The following is a 17781-nucleotide window of genomic DNA, read 5'->3' on the forward strand; positions in this document are numbered from 1 at the left end:
CGGTGACGGGCGGGCAGGAGGAGGCGGCACTGGCCCGCGGGCTGGTGCGGGTGCTGGCGGCCGACGGCCGGGTGGTGGGGGCCGGGTTCCTGGTCGGGGCGGACGTCGTCTGCACCTGCGCCCACGTGGTGGCGCAGGCCCTGGGCCTGCCCGGCACGGCCGAGCGGGCCCCGGCGGACGAGGTGGCGGTGGACTTCCCGCTGCTGCGCGGCGCGGGCGGCCAGAGCGGCCGGGCCGATGGGGGCGGCGGGGCCGGTGAGCGCGGTGCCGGCGGCACCGGGCCGGTCCGGGCCGCCGTGGTGGAGTCGTGGCGCCCCGTCGATCCGGACGGCGGCGGCGACGTCGCGCTGCTGCGGCTGCGCGAGCCGGTGCCCGGCAGCCGTCCGATGCCGCTGGTGGACGGGGACGGCGTGTGGGACCACCCGTTCCGGGTGCTGGGCTTCCCCCGGGACGCCGACCACGGGGTGTGGGCGTCCGGCGTGCTGCGGGCCCACCAGGGCGCCGGCTGGCTGCAGATGGAGACGGCCCGCCCCGGGCGCCGGATCGCCCCGGGCTTCAGCGGCTCGCCGGTCTGGGACGACGCCCAGGGCGGCGCGGTCGGGATGACGGTGGCCGTCGAGCGCGGAACGGACACCACCACCGCGTACCTGATCCCCTCGGCCGCCCTGGTGGACGGCCGCGTCCTGCGCCCCGCCTGCCCGTTCCGCGGCCTCGCCCCGTTCACCGAGGACGACGCGGAGCTGTTCCACGGCCGGCGGGCCGACACCGCCCGCATCCTGGCCGCCGTCGGCCGCGGCCCGGTGACCCTGGTGGTCGGCCCCTCCGGCAGCGGCAAGTCCTCGCTGGTGCGGGCCGGGCTGCTGCCCGGGCTGCGCCGCGAGCGCCGGGGCGCGGTCTCCGAACTGCGCACCGGCCCCGGCCTGGGCGCCGCCGCGGTGCTCGCCCAGGCCCTCGCCCCCCTGCTGGCCCCCGACAACGGCGACGGCGACGACGGCGACGGCGGTGGTGGCAGCGGTGGCGATGGCGTCGAACGGGCCCGGGCCGCCGCCGAGTTGGCCGCCCTACTCGCCGACGGCCCCGCCCGCGGGGCCGTCCTCGCCGAGCTGCGCGGGCAGCTGCTCGAACGCACCGGCGGCCGCGGCCACCTGCTCTTCGTCGACCAGCTGGAGGAGTACGCCGCCGCCGACCCCGCGGCCGCCGCCGAACTCCTGGAACTGCTGCTGGACCTCGGCGCCCCCGGGCCCGGCGCCGCCGCCCCCGCGCTCACCGCGGTCGCCACCGCCCGCCCCGAGTCGCTGGACACCCTGATCACCGCCCGCACCGCCGACCGGCTCAGCGGCGCCACCCAGTACCTGGCCCAGCTCTCCGCCGAACAGCTCCGGGAGGCCGTCACCGCCCCCGTCGCGCACGTTCCCGGCCTGCGGTTCGAGGAGGGCCTGCCCGCCCGCATCCTGGCCGACGCCGCCGACGAACCCGGCCGCACCCCGCTGGTGCAGTTCGCGCTCACCCGGCTCTGGGAGCTGCGCGAGGGCGCGGCACTCACCCACGCCGCGTACGAGTCGCTCGGCGGCGTGGCCGGCGCCCTGGTCGGCTACGCCGAGGAGTGCCTGGAGCACCTCCCCGGCCCCGGCGGACCGGACCGGGCCCGCCGGCTGTTCACCCAGCTCGCCCGGCCGAACGGCTCCGGCGGCTTCGCCCGGCAGCCCGCCAGGACCGCCGACCTGGACCCCGAACTGCGCGCGCTCGCCCACCGGTTGGCCCCCACCCGGCTGGTGGTGCTCGGCCGGGCCGCCGACGGCGCGCAGACCGTCGACCTCGCCCACGAGGCGCTCACCGTCCTGTGGCCCCGGCTGCACGACTGGCTGGAGGACTCCCGCGACTTCCGCCGCTGGCAGGAGGAACTGCGCGAGGCGCTCGCCCGCTGGTCCGCGCACGACCGGGAGCCCTCCCGGCTGCTGCGCGGCAGTGCCCTGGCGGAGGCCGCCGACCGGCTCGCCCGCCACCCCGAGGACATCCCCGCCGCCGAACGCGCCTACATCGGGCTCAGCGCCCGCCACCGCCGCCGGGAGGTCCGGACCTGGCGCGCCGTCACCGCCTGCCTGACCGTCCTGGCCCTGCTGGCCGGCTCCCTGGCCTACCTCGCCGACCGCAGCCGCCGCCAGGTCACCGCCCAACTGCGCACCCAGGTCTCCCGCCTGCTGGCCGGCGCCGCCGAGCAGCGGGCCGCCGACGAACCCGCCCGCTCCCTCCAACTGGCCCTGGCCGCCTGGAGCACCGACCGCACCCCCGAGGCCTTCGCCGCCCTGCTGCGCGAGTACCCCGGGGGCCAGTACCTCACCGGCGCCCGGGCCGGCCTGTGGCCCGGCCGCTTCGAGAACACGGTGATCACCCCGGACGGCGGCACCATGGTCGTCCAGTCGACGGACGGCGAGGACCGGCACGTGCTGACGGTGGTCACCGACCCGCTGGGCCCCGCCCCGGCCCACCGGCCGCTGCCGGAGCAGCAGTCGGCCGGGACGCTCGACCCCCACCGCGCGGCGCTGAGCCGGGACGGCCGCTGGTTCGCGCTCACCGCCCCGGACGGACGGGTGCTGCTGTGGGACCTCCCGGCCCGCGCGCCGGCCAGGGTGCTGGAGCCGGCGGACACCACCGGCCGGCGGCTGGCCGACACCAGCCTGGACTTCAGCGGCGACGGGCGGCGCCTGCTGCTCAAGCTCACCTTCTACGACGAGAGCGCCCCGTCCGGGCAGGAGGACCGCACCGCCCGGATCTCGCTCTGGGAGACGGAGCGCGGTCGCCCGCTGCCGACCGCCCCCGACCTGGCCCGGGGCATCGGCGGCGGCGACATCGCGCTCGCGGCCGACCCCGACCACCTCGCCGTCGGCGGCGAGTACCTGGGGCCGGGCTGGGCGGCCAGCTCCGTCCGGGACGTGGCCACCGGGCGGGACCTGCGCGTCCTGCCGCCCGACCCGTACGGGGCCCCGCTGGTCGCCGACGGCGGCGAGCGCCTGGTCGGCCCGGCCGTGCCGCCGTACGCCGGGACTCCGGGCCGGCCCGGCGCCTCGTACTCCACCTCCGTCGACCCGGCGGGCCCGCCGGTCGTCCTCGACACGGGCGACGGGGAACTCGACCGGACCGGCCGCTTCCTCGTCAGCGAGGCCGTCGGCTCCGGGCAGGTCGACGAACTGCTGCTGACCGACGTCCGCACCGCCCGGACCTACCGCACCAGGGTGCCCGCGACGGGCGGCGAAGGGCGGGAGACGATCCGGGCCGTCGTCGCGGCGGAGGACGGCGCCCCCACCGTGCTGCTGCCCGACGGCGAGACGCTGCTGACGGCCGGGGCGGGACCGGCGGACCTCCCCACCTGGTCCGGCCACGGGCCCACGACCGCCGACGGCGCCCTGTCGCCCGACGGCTCGCTCCTGGCCGAGGCCGACGAGGACGTCCTGACCGTCTTCACCGTCGCCACCGGCAGCCGGCGCACGGTCCGGACCAGGTCCGGGCTGCGGCGCGGCTTCCCCCCGGTCTGGACGGCCGACTCCCGGCGGCTGGTGCTCCGGCTGGACGACGAGTCGCTGGTCTCCTACGCCGTGGACGACCTGAGCGGCCCCGTCACCGACGTCGACCTGCCGCGGGACACCGGCCGACCCGCCCGGTCCGCAGGAGTGGAGGCCGTCGAACCGCTCGACGGCGCCGAGTTGGCGGTCCTCACCGCGGACGGCCTGCTGCTGCGGGCCGACGCCGCCACCGGAGGGCGGGTCGGGCCGCCCCTCGACGTGGAGCGCAGGAGCGGGACGGAGTCCGGCACCCCGTTCCCCGGCGGTCAACTGCGGGCCCGCCCGGGCCACCCCGGCCAGGTCGTGCTGGTGACCGGCACGAACAGCGAGGGCGGCACGGTGGAACTGTGGAACCTCCGCACCGGGACGCGCGAACACGCCTTCACCGTGGGCCCGTTGCCGTACCACGAGTCCGGTACGCCGAGCGGGTTGCTGATCAGCCCGGACGGCGGACGCCTGGCCGTGGCCCGCGACGACCGGACCATCCGCCAGTGGGACATCGACAGCGGGACACCGCTGCCCGGCGGCGCCGACGCGATCACCTCCACCGAGAAGCCGTTCGGGTACGCCCCCGGCAACCGCCTGATCACCAAGGACGTCTCGAACCTGCGGTTCTGGGACCTGGCGAGCGGCACCCGGATCGCCCTCCTCGACGTCCCCCTGCAACTCGGGGTGCGCGTCATCGGCGACCGCCTCGTGATCGCCGGCGAGGTCTGGTACCAGGACCTCGACCTGCGCCCCGAGCGGATGGCCCGCGCCCTGTGCCGGGGCGCGGCCCGGGACTTCACCGCCGCCGAGCGCGCCCTGCTCCCGGCCGGGGCCCCCGGCGACGCCCCCTGCGCGGCGATCCTGCGGGACGGGGACGGCTGAGCGGCCCCGGTCGGGCGCCGCCGCCGCGCCCCCGGGCGCCCGGCCCCGGAACCCTCACGGGCGGGCGGCGGGCGCCAGCAGCCCCCGGGCCGCGAGCAGCGGTAGCAGGCCCTCGCCCACCCGGTACGCCTCCTCCAGGTGCGGTACCCCGGAGAGCACGAACTCCTCGACGCCCAGCCGGTGGTACTCCTCGATCCGGTCGGCGACCTCCGCGTGGCTGCCCACCAGCGCGGTGCCCGCGCCGCCCCGCACCAGGCCGAAACCGGCCCACAGGTTCGGGTACACCTCCAGCCGGTCGACCGACCCGCCGTGCAGCTCCCGCATCCGCCGCTGCCCCTCCGACTCGCTGCGGGCCAGGGCGAGTTGGGTCTCCCGGATGCGCGCCGGGTCCATCCCGGCCAGCAGCCGGTCCGCCTCCGCCCACGCCTCGGCGGAGGTGTCCCGGGTGATGGTGTGCAGCCGGACGCCGAACCGCGGGCGGCGCCCGTGCGCGGCCGCCAGCGCCCGGATCCGCTTTACCTTCGCCGCCACCAGCGGCGGCGGCTCCCCCCAGGTCAGGTACACGTCCGCGTGCCGGGCCGCGACCCGCTCCGCCGCCGCCGACGAACCGCCGAAGTACACCGGCGGCACCGGATCGGGCAGCCGGGTCAGCTCCGCGCCCGCCACCCGCAGGTGCGCGCCCTCGTGGTCGACCCGCTCGCCCCGCCACAGCCGCCCGGTCACCGACAGGAACTCCCCGGCCCGCGCGTACCGGCCGTCCTTGTCGAGGAAGTCCCCGTACGCCCGCTGCTCCCGGGACTCGCCGCCGGTCACCACGTTCAGCGCCAGCCGGCCGCCGGACAGGTTCTGGTAGGTCGTGGCCATCTGGGCCGCCAGCGTCGGCGAGAGCAGGCCCGGCCGGAACGCCACCAGGAAGCGCAGCCGCTCGGTCAGGCCGGTCAGCATCGCCGTGGTCAGCCAGGCGTCCTCGCACCACGGGCCGGTCGGGGTCAACGCCCCGGAGAACCCCAGCTGTTCGGCCGCCCGGGCGACCTGCCCCAGGTAGCCCAGGGACGGCGGCCGGTCCCCGCCGGACGCCCCCGGCGTGGAGCCGTGGCCCCCGCCGACCACCTCGCGGCTGTCCCCGGTGGTCGGCAGGAACCAGTGCACCGTCAGTGCCACGGGCCCTCCCCGGCGCCCGGGGCGAACCCGCCGAAGGCGCCGTCGTGGTGCACCAGCGGCTCCCCGCCGGGCACCTGGGCCGCCACCACCTCGCCCACCACCAGCAGGTGGTCGCCGACCGGGTGCACCCCCGTCCGGCGGGCCGTCAGCCGGGCCGCGACGCCCTCCAGCAGCGGCGTCCCGTACGGGCCCTCCCGCCACTGCACCCCGGCGAACCGGTCCGTGCCGCTGCGGGCGAACGCCCGGGCCAGCGGCTCCTGTTCGCGGCGCAGCACGTGCACGGTGAACGCGTCCGCCGCGCGCACCGCCGCGGCGGTGGAGGCGCCCGCGGCCAGGTAGAAGGAGACCAGCGCGGGCTCCAGGCTCACCGAGGTGAACGAGGTCGCGGTGAACCCGGCCGGGCCCGGCACGGTGATCACCACCACCCCGGAGGCGTGCCGGCGCAGGGTGCTGCGCAGCAGTTCGGCGGGCGGGGCGGCGGGTGCCCCGGCGGGCGGGCGTTCGTCGAGCGTGGTCATCGGACGGTCCTTTCGAGCGGAGGGAGGAGCGGACCGCCGGCCCGGGCGGCCGCGGACGGGCCCGGGCCGGGGCGGTTCACCCGTGGAGGTCGAGCGGGACGAGCAGCGGCGGCGGCGGGGACGTGGACGGGGACGGCAGCCGGTCGAGACCGGCGCGCAGCCGCTCCAGCCACAGCACGGTGCGGGCCGCGACGCTGCGGTGCGCGGCGTCGTTGAACGCGTCGTGGCGCCCGTCGGCCACCGCGACCGCCTCGACGGACGGCAGCCGACCGGCCAGCTCCCGCAGCGCCCCGACCGGGGCGACCTCGTCGGCCAGGCCGTGGAACGCCAGCACCGGCACCGCCGGGCGGGCCGCGGCCGCCGCCCCGGCCAGCGCCGCGGGCACCGGCTCGAACAGCGCACCGGGCCGGAACCCGGGATCACCGGCCAGCAGACCCCGGTGCACCGGGCAGGCCGTCCGCGCGGACAGCTCGTCCGCCGTCCGGACCGGCCCGTCGCCGCCCGGCAGCCCGGCCAGCAGCAGCCCGTCCGGACGGACCTCGGCGGCGAGGGCCAGCGCCAGCAGCGCGCCCAGGTCGGAACCCGCCAGCACCACCGGCCCGCCGTCGTCCTGCTCGGCCCGCGCCCGGGCGAACAGGACGACCGGGCTCCCGGCGATCCCGGTGCTCCCGGCGCTGCCGTCGGCGGGGGAGGTGCGGAGCGGGTCGGCGAACGGGACGGCGTGCGCGGGGACAAGCAGCCGGTAGCCGTCGGCGGCCAGCCGGCGGCCGAACCGGGCGTACACGCCGGGGTGTTCGCCCCGGCCGGGCAGCAGCACCACGGTGCCCCGGACGGTCGTGCCGGGGGCGGGCTCCCAACGGCCGTCCGGTGCCGGGTCGGTCCCGGACCCGGTGGCGGCGGTCTCGGCGGTGGCGAGCGCGAGCACGGGCGCGGTCACCGGGCGCCGGCGGCCGGGACGGCGGTGGCGGCCTCGGCGGCGGCCCGGGCGGCGGCCGCGTCGCGGCGGGCGACCTCCTGGCGCACCAGCGGCAGCAGCTCGCGGCCGTAGTCGAGGGCGTCGTCCAGCGGGTCGTAGCCGCGGATCAGCAGCGTGGTCGCGCCGATGTCCACGTAGTCCAGCAGGGCCTGCGCCACCGTCTCGGGGGAGCCGACCAGCGCGGTGGAGTTGCCCCCGGCGCCGGTGGCCTTCGCGGTGGCCGTCCACAGCGCCCGGTCGTGCAGGTCGGCCTTGGCGGCGGCGGCCAGCAGCCGCTGCGAGCCGACGTTCTCCGGCGCCGCGCCGCCGGACAGCTGGGTGCCCCGGCGCCAGCCGAGGGTGCTGCCGCGCTGCTCGATGGTGCCCAGGATGCCCCGGGCCCGCTCCCAGGCCTCCTCGTCGGTGCGGCCCAGGATCGGCCGGAAGGAGACGCTGATGCCCGGCACGTCGGTGCGCCCGGCGGCCTCGGCGGCGGCCCGGACCCGGGCGATCTGCTCGGCGGTCTCGGCCAGCGGCTCGCCCCACAGCGCGAAGGTGTCGGCGTGCTTGCCGCCCACCCGGTACGCGGCCTCGGAGGAGCCGCCGAAGTACAGCGGTATCCGCGGCTCCTGCACCGGCCGGACGTCGGAGCGGAAGTCGGCCAGGCGGTAGTACGGGCCCTCGTGGTCGAACGGCTCGTCCGAGGTCCAGGCCCGCTTCACCACCGTCAGGTAGTCGTCGGTGCGGGCGTAGCGCTCGTCCTTGGTCAGGTAGTCGCCGTCGCGGCGCTGCTCGGCGTCGTGGCCGCCGGTGATGATGTGCACCGCGACCCGGCCGCCGGAGAACTGGTCGAGGGTGGCGAAGGTGCGGGCCGCGACGGTCGGCGCGAGGAAGCCGGGGCGGTGCGCCACCAGCAGGCCCAGGCGCTCGGTGTGCGCGGCGGCGAACGCCGCGACCTGGTTCGGGTCGGGGCTGCCCGAGGACTGGGCGATCAGGATGCGGTCGAAGCCGGCCTGCTCGTGGGCCTGGGCGAACCGGCGGGTGTAGTCGACGTCCACCACCGGGCCGGTGGCCGGGCGGGTCTCGGAGACGTCGTGGGTGGAGATCATGCCGACGAACTCGACGGGCATGGCAGTGGTCCTTTCGGGAGGAGGGGAGTACGGGGAGGTCACAGGGGGCGGACGCGGCCGAGTGCGGCGCGTCCGGCGGCGAGCAGGACCGAGTCGTCCTGCGGGGTGTGGACGCGGGCGCACAGCACGTCGCGCAGGTGGCGCTCCAGCGGGTGGCGGCGGGTCAGGCCGTGGTTGCCGACCAGGGCCACCGCCTGCTGGACGGCGTCGATCGCGGCCCGGGTGCCGAGCACCTTCGCGCCGCCGGCCTGCTCGGCGGCGCCCGGCTCGCCCGCGTCCACGGCCGCCGCGAGCGCGTCGACCAGTCGGTCGGCCCCGGCCAGCGAGACCTCGATCTCGCCGACGGCGGCCTGGAAGCGGGGCAGCGAGGCCAGCGGCGCGCCGAGCGCGCTCGGGTGCGCTCGTGCAGGAAGCCGAGCAGCCAGTCCCGGGCGGCGCCCGCGACGCCCAGGTAGAGGGCAGCCAGGCCGAGGCCGTTCCAGGCGCCGCCGACCGGGTCGCGCCGCCGTCCGCGCCGGGCGGCGCCAGGGCGGCGACCCGGTCGCCGGGCACCGGGACGGCGTCCAGGCGGACGTCGTCGCTGCGCGAGGCGCGCAGGCCCAGGTGGTCCCAGACCGGTTCGACGCCGACGCCCGGGCTGCCGGCCCGGACCAGGAACGAGCCGACCCGGGGCGGCTGTTCGTCGGTGGCGGCCCACACCAGCAGCCAGTCCAGCAGGTGCGCGCCGGTGGAGTAGATCTTGCGGCCGGTCAGCTCCCAGCCGTCGCCCCGGCGGCGGGCGGTGGTGGCGGGCAGGCCGCCGCGCACCGGGCTGCCGAGTTCGGGCTCCACCCGCAGCGCGTTCACCAGCACCGGGCGGCGGGCGGACTCGGCGAGCAGGTCGGCCAGCGGGCCGGCCGGCCAGTGCGGGGCGCGGGCCTCGGCGGCGTGGGTGAACAGCGTCATCGCGGTGACCAGCGCCACCGCCGGGTCGCCCGCGCCGAGCGCCCGCAGGATGCGCACGGTGTCCGCCAGCCCGGCCTCCGGCCCGCCGTGCCGGGTGGCCACCGTGGCGGTCAACAGGCCTGCTTCGTGCGGGAGTTCGAAGTCGGCGAGCGGCAGTTCGGCGTCCCGGTCGTGCTCGGCGGCGCAGCCGGCCAGGGCGGCGGTCACCTCCGGCAGCCGGTCCAGCGCCGGGGCCCGGAAGGCGGGCGGGGCGGCGAAGGCGGGCGGGGCCGGGAGGACGGGCGGGGCGTGGCTGGTCATCGGGCGGCCTCCGGGGACGGTGCGGGCGCGGGTGCGGTGGGCTGGACGGGCGTGGGTGCGGTGGACTGGACGGGGGTGGTGGGCGGTGCGGGTGCGGTGCTGGTGCCGCCGGCGGTCTCGGTGTCGGTGTCGGTCTCGGTGTCGCGGAGCAGCGCGGGCGGGTGCCGGACGGTCACCGGCGGGGGCTCGCCGCCCGTCCAGCGTTCGAGCTGGACCAGGGCGTGCTGACCGGTGCAGCCCTGGGAGAGCTGCGAGCTGGGCAGGTCGGCGGTGAGCGCGTTGGGGTTGCCGTGCGCGCACAGCGGCGGTTCGGTGCCGGGGACGGGGTCGAACCAGGCGCCGGTGGGCAGCCGCACGACGCCGGGCCGCAGCCGGTCGCTGAGCCGGGCCCCGGCCAGGCAGGCGCCCCGGTCGTTGAAGATCCGCACCAGGTCGCCGTCGGCGATCGAGCGCTCCGCCGCGTCGGCGGGGTGCAGCTCGACGGCCTCCCGGCCGGCCACCTTGGCGGCCAGACTGGCCGCCCCGACGTCGAGTTGGCTGTGCAGCCGGGTGGCGGGCTGGTTGGCGACCAGCAGCAGCGGGTGGCGCCGGGCGGCCGGGGTGCCGAGCCGTTCGGGCGGGTCCAGCCAGGCGGGGTGGCCGGGGCAGTCGGGCAGGCCGAGCGCGGCGATCGCGGGGGAGTGCAGTTCGATCCGGCCGCTCGGGGTGGCCAGCGGGTGCCGCTCCGGGTCGGCCCGGAACTCGGCGAACAGGGTGCGCTCGGCGGCCTGTTCGGGCAGCCGCCACTCGCCGTCGGCCCAGAACCGGTCGAACGGCGGCGGGTCGCCCGCGCCGTCCGCGCGCAGCCGCCCGGCCCACTGCCCGTACAGGTGCTCCAGCCACTGGCGCGGGCTGCGCCCCTCGGTGAACTCCGGTGCGAAGCCAAGGCGTTCGGCGAGCGCGGCGAGGATCGCGTGGTCGTCGCGGGCCTCGCCGACCGGGGCGGCGGCGCGGTGCATGGCGATCAGGTGGGTGTCGCGCCGACCGCCGCCGAAGTCCTCGCGCTCCAGCGGGGTGGTGGCGGGCAGCACGATGTCGGCGTGCCGGGCGGTGGCCGTCCAGTGCGGCTCGTGGACGACCACCGTCTCCGGACGGGCGAAGGCCCGGCGCAGCCGTCCCAGGTCCTGGTGGTGGTGGAACGGGTTGCCGCCCGCCCAGTGCACCAGCCGGACGTCCGGGTAGCGGCGGGTGGTGCCGTCGTAGCGGTACTCCTCGCCGGGGTGCAGCAGCAGATCGGCGATCCGCGCGCAGGGGATGAACTCCTCGACGGGGTTGGCCGGTTGGGGCAGGAAGGGCAGACGCAGCGCCGGGCCGGTGTCGCCGACGTCGCCCATCGAGCCGTAGCCGTGGCCGAACCCGCCGCCGGGCAGGCCGAGTTGGCCGAGCGCGCAGGCCAGGGCGAGCGCCGCCCAGACCGGCTGCTCGCCGTACCGGGCGCGCTGCAGCGACCAGGTGACGGTGACCAGCGTCCGGGTGGCGGCCATCCTCCGGGCCAGCGCGCGGATCCGCTCCGCGGCCAGGCCGCAGATCGGCGCGGCCCAGTCGGCGTCCTTGGGCGTGCCGTCGGCCCGGCCGTCCAGGTAGCGCTCCAGCACCGGCCAGCCGCTGGTGCAGCGTGCCAGGAAGGCCCGGTCGTGCAGGTCCTCGGCGACCAGGGTGTGGGTGAGCGCCAGCATCAGCGCGGTGTCGGTGCCCGGGGCGATCGGCAGCCAGTCGGTGGCCGGGCCGTCCGGCAGGTCGTCGCGCAGCGGGGAGACCAGCGCCACCTCCGTTCCGGCGTCGGCCAGTTGGGCGAGGAACCCGGGCGTGGTGTGCCGGGTCACCCCGCCGGGCGTGACGTACACGTTCTTCGCCGGGACGCCCCCGAACGCGACCAGCAGCCGGGTGTGCCGGACGATCGTCGGCCAGGAGGACGCGGCCCGCAGCACCGCCTCGGCGTCCCCCACCACCCGGGGCAGCAGCACCAGCGAGGTGCCCAGGCTGTACGAGTTCCGGGATGCCGTGTAGCCGCCGAACAGGGCCAGGAACCGGTGCAGTTGGCTCTGTGCGTGGTGGAACCGGCCCGCCGACGCCCAGCCGTACGAGCCGCCGAACACCGCCTGCGGCCCGAACTCCCGCTTCACCCGCGCCAGTTCACCGGCGACCAGGTCGAGCGCCCGCTCCCAGGACACCTCCACGAACGGCTCCCGCCCGCGCCCGGCGCCCGTCCCCGGCCCGCCCCGCAGCCAGCCCTCCCGGACGGCCGGCCGGCGCACCCGGGTGCGGTGGTCCAGCGACCCGGCGACGCCCGCCAGCAGCGGGGAGGGCGCCGGGTCCTCCGGGTGCGGCTCGACCAGCACCCCGCCGGCGGGGCGCGGGCGGACCCGGAAGGCACCCCAGTGCGAGGTGGTGGGAAGACTGGACACGGCGTTCGGGCTCCAGGGATCGACGGGAGGGCGACGGGAGGGCGACGGGAGGGCGACGGGAGGTCGGCGGGGTCAGCCGGACGGGCGGGTGCGCCAGTCGGCGGCGCGGTGGCAGGCCACCGTCCGGCCCGGCAGCGGCTCGGTCTCGGCCGGGCGGTCCGCGCAGCCGGCCCCGGCGAACGGGCAGCGGTGCGCGAACGCGCACGCGGAGGACTCCGGCCGGGCGGGCGCCGGAGCGCGCAGCAGCGCGAGTTCGGCCCGCCGGGCCGCGCCCCCGCCCGGCGCGGAGGCCGCCAGCAGCGCCGTGTACGGGTGCAGCGGCCGACCCAGCACGTCCGCCGCCGGGCCGCTCTCCACGATCCGGCCCCGGTACAGCACCGCCAGCCGGTCGGCGACCCCCGCCAGCGACTCCAGGTCGTGCGAGATCAGCACCACCGCGAGGTCCAGCTCCCGGCGCAACTCGTCCAGCAGCCGCAGCACGTGGTTGCGGTTCGAGGCGTCCAGCGCCGAGACGGGCTCGTCGGCCAGCAGCAGCCGGGGCCGGGTGACGATCGCCCGGGCCAGCGCGACGCGCTGGCGCTGCCCGCCGGAGAGCAGCGCCGGTCGGCGCTCGGCCAGCGCGTGGTCCAGGCCGACCAGGTCCAGCGCCGCCAGCACCCGCTGCCGCCGCTCGCCGACCGGGACGCCGGCCACCGCGAGCGGCTGGCCCACCAGCCGCAGCACCGTCAGGTCCGGGTCCAGCGAGCGCAGCGGGTCCTGGAACATGTACTGCACCGTCCCGGCCCGCCGCGCCGCCCGCAGCGCCCGCCCGCGCAGGCGGGCCCGGTCCCGCCCGTCCACGGTGATCCGCCCCGCGGCGACCGGCGCCAGCCCCACCACCGCCCGCGCCAGCGTGGTCTTCCCGGAGCCGGTCTCCCCGATCACCCCGAGGATCTCCCCGGCCCGGACCTGGAGGTCGATCCCGTCCAGTACGGGGGCGCCGCGGTCGAACTCCACCTCCAGCGAACGGACTTCGAGCAGAGCGGTCATGACAGGCACCTCCGGTGGGTCGAATGCGGGAGAAATCGCGGGAGAAATCAGGGGCCCGGGGAACGGCGGGGCCGGGGCCGCCGCGGGTGCACTGCTCGTGCGCGCGGTGGCTTCGGGTCCTGTTGCCACGGCCCGAAGCAGCACGGACTTTCCGATGGGCTCCGGCCGTCAGCAGCGCGGACTCGCCGTTCCCCGAGCCCCTGGCGGGGTTGCCTCTCAGCGCGGCAGGAGGCAGCGCACCTTGCGGCCGTCCGGCGCCGTCGTCAGCGGGACGGGGACGAGGGTGCACTCCGGGGCCGCGTACGCGCAGCGCGGGGCGAAGCGGCAGCCCGGGGCGGGGGTGCCGGCGGCGGGCGGACGGCCGGGGATGACCGGGAAGCGGGTGCGCTCCCCGGGGCCGAGGCCGGCGACGGTGAGCAGGGCCTCGGTGTAGGGGTGGGCGGGGGCGGCCACCACGCTCGCGGTGGGGCCGTCCTCGACGACCTCGCCCGCGTACAGCACCAGCAGCCGGTCGGTGGCGTCGGCGACCACCGCGAGGTCGTGGCTGACCAGCAGCAGGCCGAGGCCGCGCTCCTCGCGCAGGCGGGCCAGCAGGTCGAGCACCTCGGCCTGGACGACGGTGTCCAGCGCGGTGGTGGCCTCGTCGGCGACCAGCAGCTCCGGGTCGCCGCTGACCGCGATCGCGATCAGCACCCGTTGCAGCATGCCGCCGGACAGCTCGTGCGGGTAGCGGTCGTACACCGCGTCCGGGTCGCGCAGCCCCACCGAGTCGAAGAGCTCGACGGCGCGGCGCCGGGCGTCCGCCCGGGACAGGCCGCCGTGCACCCGCAGCGGCTCGGCGAGCTGCCGGCCCACGGTGAGCGAGGGGTTGAGGAAGGAGCCCGGGTCCTGGAAGACCGCGCCGAGCCGGTCGCCGCGCAGCCGCTGCCAGCCGGGCGCGTCCAGGCCGAGCAGGTCGGTGCCGCCCAGGGCGAGGGTGTCGGCGGCGGCCTCGACGCCGGGCGCGGGCAGCCCGAGGACGGCCCGGCAGGTCAGCGTCTTGCCGCTGCCGGACTCGCCGACCAGGCCGACGGACTGCCCGGCGCGCACGGTGAAGGACACCTCCCGCACCGCCTCGGCGGCGCCGTGGCCGACGGTCACCCGCAGCCCCTCGACGGCCAGGACGGGGCCGCCCGGCCCGGGACGGCCGGACTCGGTGCGGTCAGACACGGACGCGGTGGTCATCGCGGGCCTCCTCCGGCGCTCGCAGCGGGGTCGGGACGGGGGCCTGCGCCGGGGCGCCGGGTTCGGCGGACCCGGCGGACCCGGCCGGTTCGGCGTCCCGCAGGGCGTCGGCCAGCAGGTTGAGCGCCCCGACGGTCAGCATGATCAGCACGGTGGGGACGGCCGGGGCCCACGGCTGCTGGGCGAGGAAGCCCAGGTCGCTGGCGAGCATCCCGCCCCAGGTCGGCGCGGGCGGCTGGACGCCGATGCCGAGGAAGGTCAGCGAGGCGACCGTGAGCAGCGCGGTGGCCAGCGCGTGCGCCGTGGTCACCGCGATCGTCGGCAGCACCTTGCGCCACACGTGGGTGCGCAGCACGGTGAGCCGTCCGGCGCCCATCAGTTCGGCGGCCTCCACGTACTGCGCCCGGTCCAGGCCGAGCGCCGCCGCCCGGGCGACCCGGAAGAACAGCGGGGCCAGCAGCACGCCGAGCGCCAGCATCGCCTGGTGCAGCCCGTTGCCGAGGACGCCGACCGCGGCGATCGCGAACAGCGTGAACGGCAGCGTCATCAGGGCGTCCACGGCCCGCAGCGCGAGCCAGGCCGGCACGGCCGGGAAGCGCACCGAGGCCAGCCCGGGCAGCACGCCGAGCAGCAGTGCCGTGCCGACCGCCTCGGCGGCCGCGGCCACCGACGGGCCGGTGCCCGCGAGCAGCCGGCTCAGCACGTCCCGGCCCAGGTAGTCGGTGCCCAGCAGGTGCCCGCCGCCGGGCCCCTGGAGCAGGTGCGCGGTGTCCTGGGCGAGCGGGTCGAGCGGGGCGAGCCGGCCGCCGAGCACGGCGAGCAGCACGACCGCGCCCAGCACCGCCAGCGAGGCCCGCACCACCGGGCGGCGCAGCGCCGCGCTCACCGGGCACCCGCCCGGGCCGGGCGCCGGCGGGCGGCGGGGTTGAGGGCCAGCAGCCCGGCGTCCACCGCCAGGTTGGCGACCAGCACCACGGCGACGGTCACCAGCAGGGTGCCCTGGATCACCGGCACGTCGTGCTGTTCGGCGGCCCGCAGCGACAGCTGGGCGATCCCCGGCAGGTTGAAGATCCGCTCGGTGACGACCGCGCCGCCGATCAGCATCGGCACGCTCATCCCGAGCACCGTCACGGCCGGTCCGGCGGCGTTGCGCAGCACGTGCCCGAACAGCACCCGGCGGCGCGACAGCCCGCGCATCGTGGCGCCCGTCGCCCAGTTCTCCCGCAGCGCGCCGACCAGCGAGGTGCGCAGCTGCCGGGCGATGCCCGCCGCCGCGTCCAGGCTCAGCGCCAGCGCGGGCAGCACCGCGAACCGCAGCCACTGGCCCGGGTCCTGCTCCAGCGGCACGTAGCCGCCCGAGGGCAGCAGCCGCAGCTGCACGGAGACCAGGGTGATCAGGCCGATCGCCACCACGAACGCGGGCAGCGTGCCCAGCAGGGTGCACAGCGCGGTGACCGAGCGGTCCAGCCGGCTGCCGGGGCGCAGCGCCGCCGCGATGCCCGCGGCCGCACCGAGCAGCACGGCGAACAGCAGCGCCAGGCCGGCGATCGACAGGTCCACCGGCAGGGCGGCCGCGATCGAGTCGCCCACCGGCAGCGTGGTGAACCAGGACCGGCCCAGGTCGCCCTGGACGGCGTGCCCCAGCCAGCCGCCGAACTGCTCCCACAGCGGCCGGTCGAGGCCGAACTCGTGGTTCAGCCGGGCGATGTCGGCGGGCGTCGCGGTCTCGCCGAGGACCGCCGCCGCCGGGTTGGCGTCGGAGACCGCGCCGAGCCCGAAGGTGAGGACCGAGGAGAGCAGGAACACCGTGGCGGCGGAGGCCAGCACCCGGCCGAGCGAGCGGGGCGCCCGGGCCGCCCGGCGCACCACCCACCCGGCGGCCCGCGAGCCCGCCGCCGGGAGCGCCGCGCTCACGCGACCTTCACCCCCTCGAAGCGCTGCACCACGGTGAACGCCGGGATCGGCGACACCGACTTCCGCCGGGCCAGCAGCCGCGGCACGCTGTACAGGAACACGTTCGGCATCGTCCGCACCGCCAGCGCGGTCGCCGCCTGGAGCGCCTTCGGGTACTCCGGCGAGTCCAGCGGGGTGCGCGACACCTGCTGCACGGCCGCCAGCAGCTCCGGCGGCGTGCTGCGGCCCGGGTTCATCAGCCCCTGCTCGCCGAACAGCACCTGGAACGCCTGGGCGGCCGAGTCGCGGCCCGCGAACTGGTCGGTGAACAGCGCCTTGGAGTGCTGCACGTAGACGATCTGGGTGGCCTGCGCGGCCGGGATCACCTCGATGGTGGCCCGGATGCCGACCTCCTTCAGCTGCGCCTGCAGCTGCTCGGGCAGGCCCTGCGCGGCGCTGGTGGTCAGCGTCAGGTCGACGCCGTCCGGGTGCCCGGCCTTCGCCAGCAGCGCCCGCGCCTTGTCCGGGTCGTAGCGGAACAGGTCCGCCGAGCCCGGGTCGTAGCCCACGTAACCCTTGGGGAAGGGCTGGTAGTTGGCCTCGCCGTGCCCGAACAGCTGGGTCTTCACCAGGGCTTCGCGGTCGATCGCGTACTTCAGGGCCTCGACCACGTCCGGGTTGTCGAACGGCGCCTTGGTGGTGTTGACGTCCAGCACCGCCACCACCAGCGACGGGATCTCCTGCACCTCCAGGCCCGCGGCCTTCGCGGCCTCGACCTGGCTGCCGGGGATCTGCGCGACGTCGAACTGCCCGGACTGCAGGCCGCCGACCACGGTGGCGGCGTCCGGCAGCGGGTAGACCTCGAAGTTCTCCAGCCCGATCGAGGCGGCGTCCCAGTAGTGCGGGTTGCGCCGCAGCACGGCCTTGCTGTTCTGCACGTAGGAGACCAGGCTGAACGGGCCCGCGCCGGCCGGCTTGGAGGCCAGCCCCGCGGCGTCCGACTCGAACGCCTTCGGGTTCACCACCAGGCCGGTCTTGCCGGCCAGCAGGTTGGGCAACTGGTAGTCGGGGGAGGCGAGTTCGATCACCACGGTGGCGGCGTCGGGGGCCAGCACCTGCTTGACCTGGGTCAGCTGCGGGGCGACCAGCGACTTGGGCTCGGTGCGGCCGCGGTCCAGGCTCTTCTTCACGGCGGCGGCGTCCAGCGGCGTGCCGTCCTCGAAGACCAGCCCGGGGCGCAGGGTGAAGGTCAGGCTGGTGCCGTCGGCGCTGTACGTCCAGCCGGTGGCCAGCGCGGGCACGGCCTTGCCGCTCTCGTCGAGCTTGGTCAGACCGGCGTACACCAGGGACAGCACGTGCACGTCCCAGCCCGCGGAGGAGAACACCGGGTCCCACGAAGTGGGCAGCGCCCAGCCCCACTTGAGGGTGCCGGAGGTCCCGGCCGAGCCGGTCTGGGCGACGGTGGCGCCGCCGCACGCGGCCAGGGCGAGCGCGGCTCCCGCGCCCAGGCCGAGGCCGAGGAAGGAGCGTCTGGCGAGGGCGGGGGAGGGCAGGGCGGAGCTGGTCATGGGCGTGCGTCACCTTTCACGGCGCGGCGGGTGCCCGGACGCAGGCGTCGACGCGGGGGGACCGCGGACGGCGGGGAACGGGCACGACGGCGCGACAGGGCACCGGCAGGGGGAGGGGGCGGCGGCCGCCGCCGCCCGGTCACGGGCGGGACGGAGCCTGGCAGGAGGAGGAGGCCCGGGAACGGCG

The 17781-nt window shown here is 77.7% G+C and carries 12 protein-coding genes and 1 pseudogene; 1 reads left to right on the forward strand and 12 read right to left on the reverse strand.

The window, feature by feature from the left end; translation table 11 throughout:
- The first annotated feature begins 2 nt into the window (after positions 1–2).
- The gene (locus tag HUT16_RS33045; RefSeq protein WP_176191683.1) at positions 3–4427 is read left to right on the forward strand and encodes a trypsin-like peptidase domain-containing protein; all 4425 of its coding nucleotides are present in this window, start codon (positions 3–5) and stop codon (positions 4425–4427) included.
- A gap of 54 nt (positions 4428–4481) precedes the next feature.
- On the opposite strand, the gene HUT16_RS33050 is transcribed toward HUT16_RS33045, so the two are convergent.
- The 12 genes and pseudogenes from HUT16_RS33050 to HUT16_RS33100 all read right to left on the reverse strand — a co-directional run bounded on the left by HUT16_RS33050 (position 4482) and on the right by HUT16_RS33100 (position 17594).
- Positions 4482–5588: an LLM class flavin-dependent oxidoreductase gene (locus tag HUT16_RS33050; protein ID WP_176191684.1), complete on the reverse strand. Its 1107-nt coding sequence runs from the start codon at positions 5586–5588 to the stop codon at positions 4482–4484.
- Complete coding sequence (locus HUT16_RS33055; RefSeq protein ID WP_176191685.1) at positions 5579–6106, reverse strand: flavin reductase family protein; 528 nt, start codon at positions 6104–6106, stop codon at positions 5579–5581. Before HUT16_RS33055 ends, HUT16_RS33050 begins: the two co-directional genes overlap by 10 nt.
- Before the next feature lie 76 nt (positions 6107–6182).
- A complete protein-coding gene (locus tag HUT16_RS33060) occupies positions 6183–7043 on the reverse strand; it encodes a lysophospholipase (RefSeq protein WP_176191686.1) in 861 nt (286 codons plus the stop codon).
- Positions 7040–8191 (reverse strand): LLM class flavin-dependent oxidoreductase, encoded by a 1152-nt coding sequence (locus HUT16_RS33065; protein WP_176191687.1) that lies wholly within the window; start codon positions 8189–8191, stop codon positions 7040–7042. Before HUT16_RS33065 ends, HUT16_RS33060 begins: the two co-directional genes overlap by 4 nt.
- A gap of 38 nt (positions 8192–8229) precedes the next feature.
- Entirely contained in the window at positions 8230–8673 is a 444-nt protein-coding gene (locus tag HUT16_RS38825; protein WP_368662750.1) for an acyl-CoA dehydrogenase family protein, read from the reverse strand.
- Positions 8674–8806: 133 nt separating this feature from the next.
- Positions 8807–9436: pseudogene (locus HUT16_RS39905) on the reverse strand (acyl-CoA dehydrogenase family protein); the annotation flags it as partial.
- Positions 9433–11880, reverse strand: a complete 2448-nt coding sequence (locus HUT16_RS33075; protein WP_254898102.1) for a molybdopterin-dependent oxidoreductase — start codon at positions 11878–11880, stop codon at positions 9433–9435. The pseudogene HUT16_RS39905 and the gene HUT16_RS33075, both read right to left, overlap by 4 nt.
- Positions 11881–11952: 72 nt before the next feature.
- On the reverse strand, positions 11953–12909 hold the full coding sequence (locus tag HUT16_RS33080; protein WP_176191688.1) for an ABC transporter ATP-binding protein: 957 nt from the start codon (positions 12907–12909) through the stop codon (positions 11953–11955).
- A gap of 216 nt (positions 12910–13125) precedes the next feature.
- Positions 13126–14133, reverse strand: a complete 1008-nt coding sequence (locus HUT16_RS33085) for an ABC transporter ATP-binding protein (protein ID WP_176191689.1) — start codon at positions 14131–14133, stop codon at positions 13126–13128.
- The gene (locus HUT16_RS33090; RefSeq protein ID WP_176191690.1) at positions 14111–15019 is read right to left on the reverse strand and encodes an ABC transporter permease; all 909 of its coding nucleotides are present in this window, start codon (positions 15017–15019) and stop codon (positions 14111–14113) included. Before HUT16_RS33090 ends, HUT16_RS33085 begins: the two co-directional genes overlap by 23 nt.
- Positions 15016–16047, reverse strand: a complete 1032-nt coding sequence (locus tag HUT16_RS33095; RefSeq protein ID WP_176191691.1) for an ABC transporter permease — start codon at positions 16045–16047, stop codon at positions 15016–15018. The genes HUT16_RS33090 and HUT16_RS33095 overlap by 4 nt, the downstream gene beginning before the upstream one ends.
- Positions 16044–17594, reverse strand: coding sequence for an ABC transporter substrate-binding protein (locus tag HUT16_RS33100; RefSeq protein ID WP_176191692.1), 1551 nt, complete (start codon positions 17592–17594; stop codon positions 16044–16046). Before HUT16_RS33100 ends, HUT16_RS33095 begins: the two co-directional genes overlap by 4 nt.
- Positions 17595–17781 lie beyond the last annotated feature (187 nt).

It is taken from the genome of Kitasatospora sp. NA04385 (genome assembly GCF_013364235.1).
Lineage (GTDB): Bacteria > Actinomycetota > Actinomycetes > Streptomycetales > Streptomycetaceae > Kitasatospora.